Raw genomic sequence first — 4504 nt, 5'->3', positions numbered from 1 at the left:
ATCCGCTGAACCCGAACGGCTCGCCGGACGGCATCACTGGCCTGACCACGGCCGATGGCCGCGTGACGATCCTGATGCCGCACCCCGAGCGCACCCCGCGCACGGTCAACCTGAGCTGGGCGCCGGCCGGCTGGGGTGAGGACTCGCCGTGGCTGCGGATGTTCCGCAACGCAAGAGTATGGTGCGGTTGATCCGCCGCCACTGAGGACATTTCCAGCTGAATCCGGGAAACCCTCCGAAACGCCCGCAGGCCAAGGCCTGCGGGTTTTTTTATGCGCGGAATCGGGCGCGGCGGCGGCCGACAGAAAGTTGCCGCATCCGCCTGTTCCACAACGGGTTTCCATGAAATTTGTGCGATGAAGAAAAAAAATCGACAACCGCATCGGCACGCTGGAAGGGGTGACCGCCAACGCAGTGACCTAGGATGATGGCAGCTGCGCGGTGATGACGCTGGTCGGTGCGCAGCGCGCCCTCCTCGATATCGTTGCCGCCTGCGGTATCGCAACCTGCGCCGTATCGATCGCTAGGGCGCCATGAACGCGGCGATGTTGAACATGGCCACCAGCGACGCGGCGTGCGCAAACAGAACCGGGTGGGGTCCATTGGCTATCAGCGGGCGATCAGCGCACGCCACGGTGACCTTGGGCGGCACGTTCAGCAGTGATGACAGCTTGATCGGCGTGGGTGCCGGTTTCGGCTGGTTATCAAGCTGCGGCGGCGGTCCAGAGCTCCAGCCGCATCATTGTCAAATATCGTACCGGCAGCGCCGCCGCGCGCGACCGTTCCACCAAAGTGTCGGTGGTGCAGTCGGCGCTGTCCCGTGCCAGCCTCGGCGCAGGCAAGGCCCGTACTGCGGCGATCCGGGCCGAGCATGTGCGCACGCTGGGGGTGGGCGCGGATCTGATGCGCCTCGATGCCCGGCTCAACCGGGCCGAGCTGGACAAGGTGGTGGCCGAAATCGCCGCCGATCCGGCGGTGCTGTACGCCGAAGCCGACGTCAAACTGCAGCGTGTGGATTCGCCCAAGGCGAAGGAACAGCCGCAGCTGGTCCCCAACGACCAGTACTACCAGACCTACCAGTGGCACCTGCACAACGCCGCCGGGGGCATCAACGCGCCGGCGGCGTGGGACATCGCCCAGGGCGAAGGCGTGGTGGTGGCGGTGCTTGATACCGGGATCCTGCCGGGCCATCCGGATTTCGCCGGCAACCTGCTGCAGGGCTATGACTTCATTTCCGATGCCGAGACCTCGCGGCGCCCCACCGATGACCGTGTGCCGGGTGCGCTGGACTATGGCGACTGGGTGGCCACGGCCAACGAATGCGGCCCCAACACCCCGGCCGAGGACAGCTCCTGGCACGGCACCCACGTCGCCGGCACCATCGCCGAGGCGACCAACAACGGGATCGGCATGGCCGGGGTCGCCTACAAGGCGCAGGTGCTGCCGGTGCGCGTTCTCGGCAAATGCGGTGGCTACCTGTCCGACATCGCCGATGCGGTGACCTGGGCTTCCGGTGGCAGCGTGGCCGGTATTCCGGCCAATGCCACTCCGGCCGAGATCATCAACATGAGTCTGGGTGGCAACGGCACCTGCGGCAGCGTCTACCAGGATGCGATCAACGGCGCGGTGTCGCGTGGCACCACCGTGGTGGTGGCCGCAGGCAACAGCGCGGCCAACGCCGGCAACTACCGTCCGGCCAGCTGCAACAACGTGGTTGCGGTGGGCGCGACCCGTATTACCGGTGGCATCGCCTCGTACTCCAACTATGGTGCGGTGGTGGATCTGTCCGGTCCCGGCGGTGGCGGCGGGGTCGACGGCAATCCGGGCGGCTATGTCTGGCAGGCCGGCTACAACGGCACGACCACGCCCACCTCCGGCGCCTACAGCTATATGGGCATGGGCGGCACCTCGATGGCCTCGCCGCATGTCGCCGCGGTGGGCGCGCTGGTGCAGGGGGCACTGGCAGCAGCCAATCGCGACATCCTCACCCCGGCCCAGCTCGAAGCGCTGCTGAAACAGACCGCGCGGCCGTTCCCGGTGACCATCCCGGCCGCCACACCGATCGGCAGCGGTATCGTCAATGCCAAAGCCGCGCTGGACAAGGCGTTGGAGGTGCCGTGCGATCCGGCGGTGGACACCTGCGGCCCGGTCGCCACGCCGCTGACCAACAAGGTGGTGGTGTCCGGTCTGGCCGGTGCGGCCGGCAGCGAAGCGCTGTACAGCTTCCAGGCACAGGCCGGCGCGGTGCTGAGCATCCTCACCTACGGCGGTACCGGCAATGTCTCGTTGTACGTCCGCCTGGGCGAGGAGCCGAGCAGCACCGTATTCGACGCCAAGTCCGCGCGCGCCGGCAACAGCGAGACGGTGCGCTTCACCGCGCCGGCGGCGGGGACCTACTACATCAAGCTGGTGGGGGCTTCGGCCTACAGCGGGGTGAGCCTGGTGGCACGCCAGTAAGTGATCGACGGTGGTATCCGGGAACCCCGGCATTGCCGGGGTTTCCTTTATATGCGCCATCGGTTGCTGCGCGCGGACGGAACGCGCGGGCGAACTGCTAAAGTTCCGGCAACACAGGAGGATTGCGTGAACGCGGTAGCCAACGACGCCACTCTTGCGCCTGCCGAACGCATCATCCAGCTGCTGCTGGCCCAGGGCCGGCTGAAAGAGCCGGATCTGCTGCGTGCGCGGCAACTGCAGCGCGATGCCGGCGGCGATCTGCTGGGGTTGCTGGCACGGCTGGGACTGGTATCCGAGCGCGATCATGCCGACGCCTGCGCGCAGGTGCTTGGCCTGCGCCTGCTGGGGGTCAAAGACGTGCCAACCGCGCCGCCCGAGCTGGTCGAGGATGTGCAACCGATCGCGCTGCGCTTTCTCAAACAGTTCCATGTCTTGCCGCTGGGCGAGCAGCGCGGGCGTATCGCGTTGTGGATGGCCGATCCCTATGACCGCTACGCGATCGAAGCGATCCAGCTGGCCACCGGCTGCGAGGTCGCACCGGCGGTCGGCGTGCGCAGCGAGATCGCCGACCTGATCGAACGCTGGCACGGCCAGGGCCGCAGCGCGATGGATGCACTGCTGGAATCGACCGATGGCGAGGCTGCGCCGCTCGATGACATCGAGCACCTGCGCGATCTGGCTTCCGAAGCGCCGGTGATCCGGCTGGTGAATCTGCTGATCCAGCGGGCGGTGGAGCTGCGCGCCTCGGACATCCATGTCGAGCCGTTCGAGAACCGCCTGAAGGTGCGTTACCGCGTCGACGGCGTATTGGTCGATGGCGAGAGCCCGCCGGTGAATCTCACCGCCGCGGTGATCAGCCGTATCAAGATCATGGCGCGGCTCAACATTGCCGAGCGGCGGCTGCCGCAGGACGGCCGCATCATGCTGCGGGTGCAGGGCAAGGAGCTGGACCTGCGCGTGAGCACCATGCCCACCGCGCATGGCGAAAGCGTGGTGATGCGCCTGCTGGACCGCGAGACGGTGGTGTTCGACTTCCAGCGGCTGGGCTTTGACGAGGCCTTCCTGCCGCAGTTCCGCAAGGTGCTGGAGCAGCCGCACGGCATCCTGCTGGTCACCGGTCCGACCGGCTCGGGCAAGACCACCACGCTGTACACCGCGCTGAGCCAGCTCAACACCGACCAGGTGAAAATCATCACCGTCGAGGACCCGGTCGAGTACCAGCTCGAAGGCATCAACCAGATCCAGGCCAAGCCGCAGATCGGGCTGGATTTCGCCAGCGCGCTGCGCAGCATCGTGCGCCAGGACCCGGACATCATCATGATCGGCGAGATGCGCGATGTGGAAACCGCGCGCATCGCCATCCAGTCCGCGCTCACCGGCCATCTGGTGCTGTCCACCCTGCATACCAACAACGCCGCCGGCGGCATCACCCGGCTGCTGGACATGGGCGTGGAGGATTACCTGCTCACCTCCACCATCAACGGCATCCTGGCCCAGCGTCTGGTGCGGCGGCTGGAGCCGACCCACGCCTTGCGTTATCAAGCATCGCCGGAAGAAATCGAACGCTTCGACCTGCGCCGCTTCCAGCCGCAGGGTGAGATCCACCTGTACCGGCCGCAGCCCTCGGCGCTGGCACCTACCGGCTATCTGGGCCGCACGACCATTGTCGAATTCCTGGTGATGGACGATGCGCTGCGCGGTGCGGTGATGCGCAAGGCGGGCATGGGCGAGATCGAGCAGCTCGCGCGTGCGGCCGGCATGCGCACCATGTACGAGAACGGCATCGGCAAAGCCCTGCGTGGCGAAACCACGCTGGAAGAAGTGCTGCGGGTGACGGAGGACGCATGAGCCGTTGTCTGGGATCGCTCCATCCGGAGACGCATTGCTGATGCCGCTGTACCGCTACAAGGCGCTGGATACGCGCGGCGAGCTGCTCGACGGGCAGCAGGAAGCGGCCAGCGACAGCGAGGTGGTCGCGCGCCTGCAGGAACAGGGCCATCTGCCGGTCGAGGTGCGCCTGTCCAGTGGTTCGGGTGTCGCGGGCGGC

The 4504-nt window shown here is 67.0% G+C and carries 2 protein-coding genes and 3 pseudogenes; all 5 read left to right on the top strand.

Annotation, left to right across the window (positions count from 1 at the left end; genetic code table 11):
- Window positions 1-191, top strand: a 191-nt coding sequence (locus tag JCM9942_RS11205; protein WP_157722880.1) for a phosphoribosylformylglycinamidine synthase subunit PurQ, incomplete at its 5' end; no start/stop codon positions are given.
- 297 nt (window positions 192-488) lie between these two features.
- A pseudogene (locus tag JCM9942_RS20760) lies at window positions 489-701 on the top strand (hypothetical protein); the annotation flags it as partial.
- A 334-nt stretch (window positions 702-1035) separates the two neighbouring features.
- A pseudogene (locus JCM9942_RS11200) lies at window positions 1036-2457 on the top strand (S8 family peptidase); the annotation flags it as partial.
- A gap of 126 nt (window positions 2458-2583) precedes the next feature.
- The gene (gspE, locus tag JCM9942_RS11195; RefSeq protein ID WP_054659709.1) at window positions 2584-4305 is read left to right on the top strand and encodes a type II secretion system ATPase GspE; all 1722 of its coding nucleotides are present in this window, start codon (window positions 2584-2586) and stop codon (window positions 4303-4305) included.
- A gap of 40 nt (window positions 4306-4345) precedes the next feature.
- A pseudogene (locus JCM9942_RS19075) lies at window positions 4346-4504 on the top strand (type II secretion system protein GspF); the annotation flags it as partial.

It is taken from the genome of Stenotrophomonas pictorum JCM 9942, assembly GCF_001310775.1.
In the GTDB taxonomy this organism is placed as follows: Bacteria; Pseudomonadota; Gammaproteobacteria; order Xanthomonadales; family Xanthomonadaceae; genus Stenotrophomonas; species Stenotrophomonas pictorum.
The sequence above is the reverse complement of the archived record's forward strand: the minus strand, read 5'-3'. Positions and strand labels throughout refer to the sequence as shown.